The organism is Arsenophonus sp. ENCA, assembly GCF_002287155.1.
GTDB lineage: Bacteria > Pseudomonadota > Gammaproteobacteria > Enterobacterales > Enterobacteriaceae > Arsenophonus > Arsenophonus nilaparvatae.
On sequence record NZ_NHNG01000222.1, the window covers coordinates 1 to 2,191 of the forward strand.

General features: G+C 40.4%; 4 protein-coding genes and 1 pseudogene. 2 read left to right on the forward strand and 3 right to left on the reverse strand.

Annotated features, from left to right (window positions below; genetic code table 11):
• Positions 1-103 precede the first annotated feature (103 nt).
• Complete coding sequence (locus CBG25_RS05885) at positions 104-304, reverse strand: hypothetical protein (RefSeq protein ID WP_290605267.1); 201 nt, start codon at positions 302-304, stop codon at positions 104-106.
• Positions 305-422: 118 nt separating this feature from the next.
• Between CBG25_RS05885 and CBG25_RS05890 the strand changes: the two genes are divergently transcribed.
• Positions 423-845, forward strand: coding sequence for a hypothetical protein (locus CBG25_RS05890; RefSeq protein ID WP_290605269.1), 423 nt, complete (start codon positions 423-425; stop codon positions 843-845).
• Positions 846-1,310: 465 nt separating this feature from the next.
• Here CBG25_RS05890 and CBG25_RS05895 read toward each other — a convergent pair whose 3' ends face one another.
• Both CBG25_RS05895 and CBG25_RS21350 read right to left on the reverse strand, forming a co-directional pair.
• Positions 1,311-1,673, reverse strand: a complete 363-nt coding sequence (locus CBG25_RS05895; RefSeq protein ID WP_290605271.1) for a TraC family protein — start codon at positions 1,671-1,673, stop codon at positions 1,311-1,313.
• Positions 1,673-1,792: pseudogene (locus CBG25_RS21350) on the reverse strand (TraV family lipoprotein); the annotation flags it as partial. The pseudogene CBG25_RS21350 and the gene CBG25_RS05895, both read right to left, overlap by 1 nt.
• Before the next feature lie 105 nt (positions 1,793-1,897).
• Here CBG25_RS21350 and CBG25_RS05900 point away from each other — a divergent pair.
• Positions 1,898-2,083 (forward strand): hypothetical protein, encoded by a 186-nt coding sequence (locus tag CBG25_RS05900; protein WP_290605272.1) that lies wholly within the window; start codon positions 1,898-1,900, stop codon positions 2,081-2,083.
• Positions 2,084-2,191 lie beyond the last annotated feature (108 nt).

Below are 2,191 nucleotides of genomic sequence, written 5' to 3' on the forward strand. Positions count from 1 at the left end.
GTTTGATGATAGGATTATTTGTTTGATACATAAAATTACCTTTTATTTAATTATCTAATGATGTTAATTAAAACCGGTAACTTTCTTTTTTAAATCAGAATTGTCAGATTAAGTTAAGACTAATACAGATAAATCCTTTCTGCCCTGCACCCATCTGCCGCTCGTGATCTTTTCGATTCTTTTTCCGATAAATCAAATAACAAGCTGAAAATTCAGCGGCTAAATTTTTCAATTCTTCGACTGATAATCCAATGATTGCTTTACATAAACGATTATCTCGTAACAGCCGCTCTTTGTTGATCATTTCAAACCTTTATTCTCTAAGTTAAACCTCTTTTTATTCTCAATAGCGTGACAAAAAATGCAAGTCTCTATTCAGCAACTAGTTTAATGCTTACGCGGCAGCACTACCGACCGTATTGTTGGCATTTACCCTGGGTGCATTGTGGCGTAAATATGGACGTAAGCGGTTATATAGATTTCTTCGGCAGCATAATATCTCGTGGTCTGACAGTACGCACTCTGCCTGGCAGCAAATGTTTGGCCAAACGAATTATCGGGCAACTGAATTATTTGTGATCCTCAAGGATGGCTCGGGCTTGCTGTCACGATTGCCAGGGCGTTTCGAGGGGCTTCCAAATGGGCCTTTTACACTCGGTAATAACGGTGATGTCATTCTCTATGTCACGCATAGCAGCCCGGCAAATAGCAATGAGTGGGTAGAGTATGGAGACAGTATTCATCAGGACTACGGTGCTCTCGCGACTTACATCCCTGCGGATCAAATCGCCAGAATAGATATCAGGAGAAGAGCGGAAAAGCCATCAAGCTCTTCTACCGACTGAAACAAAGACTACTTTTTACCCAATGGCGTAGGTGCTTTGGGTTCAGCGGATGACTTTTCGTTGCTGATTGGCATTTCGACAGTAAGCCTGTTGCTCAATAGTGAAATAAAACTGCTTTCAATAAAAACAAGTTAGATACATCTAAAAAACACAAAAATAGGTTATTTTTTAATCTTATATAGGTCATTTTTAATTCAAAAATTGATTATTTTATCATCAATAGCTGGTTTTTTTGTAAGTCACAATTAATTTTGCTATTGAGCAACAGGCTTAGTGATGATCCCCTCACTCTTTGGATTTTCTGAATACTCTACACGATCCTGTTTATCATTCTTATTGCTCATAGAAACCCTCCTATTGATACTAATAAGTAGCAGTATTTGGCCTTGGATCCTAACAGAGGCAGGAGTATTATTTCAATAATCGGTTAATTTGAGTGATGATTCCTGTTTCACTATGTGTAACTTAATTACCGTTACCCGTCCCAGATAGATCCAGTTTGTCCCAGGTAGATCCACATTTATCGCACGTTTCCCTTTTAAATATCTCACGTCCTATCAGCAGATTGTTTTTCACCAGCTCTTCCAGTGATTCGACCAGTTTTTCATTAGCACCGATTAACGGTTGTGCTTCCAGTAAAAATCCCAGTGAATGCTGGTTAATAAAAAGCTGATGGTCGCCGTCATAATCCCGATGCGGCAATAAGTCGCGCAAATGCGGATAATCCATCGACTCGAGCTTTTTTGCCGTTTCACGGGTAGTGTCTTTTTCCATTAAGGCATTACCCACCAGTTCAATGATTTTGAGCGGATTGACGTGCTTTAGCATCAAATCGTCTCCACATTTGCCCAGGTGGATGGGGTGGTCACGAAATAAACCACTTCGCCGGTATGGACGACCTCATCCGGTGACACATAAGGGGCTATCCAGGCGCGCGTGATGCGCTCCGATTGTCGGAGGCTGTCGCAAAAGAGGTAGTATCATGTTTTTAATGATTTCAATATTTTGATTTTAAAGAAAAAATTAAATTATTTTTATTGTAAATACCCCTTTTGCGACAGCCTCGTCGAGACGGGGCGCTGGTTTCAGACAGGCAGGGACTCGCAGGACAGGCAGCGCTGGACTGTGCGGTGACGTTATTCGTTAGCCAGCGTGATGCAGGTGATTTAACCTTCATTGAGTTTGGATTATTTGCACTTATCGCGCGCTCAGTTAACAATAAACTAGTTGCTGAATAGAGACTTGCATTTTTTGTCACGCTATTGAGAATAAAAAGAGGTTTAACTTAGAGAATAAAGGTTTGAAATGATCAACAAAGAGCGGCTGTTACGAGATAATCGTTTATG